The organism is Pseudomonas sp. PME37.24/025, from assembly GCF_055556615.1.
Genome location: NZ_JBVHNK010000524.1, coordinates 1 through 215, shown reverse-complemented (window position 1 = coordinate 215; position 215 = coordinate 1). Strand labels below are relative to the sequence as shown.

The following is a 215-nucleotide window of genomic DNA, read 5'->3' as shown; positions in this document are numbered from 1 at the left end:
GGTGGTGTTGCGGCTGTTATCGGCATTGACCCCGGATTCAATAATTCCGTTGTTGCTTAGGGTGCCACCGCTATCCAGGTGGATGTTGTCGCGCGCCACCAGGTTGTTGTGGCTGGTCAGGTCGCCTTGGGTCTGGATGTGCAGGGTGGTGCCGGCATAGACCGGTCCCCGGGCGTCGAGGCTAGCGGCTTTGACGTTAATGGCACCGGCAGTAG

General features: G+C 60.5%; 1 protein-coding gene. It reads right to left on the bottom strand.

Translation table 11 applies throughout. The annotated features are described in order from the left end of the window. Positions 1–215: hypothetical protein (locus ACZ3HH_RS31310; protein WP_465810645.1), on the bottom strand; the 215-nt coding region annotated here is incomplete at both ends.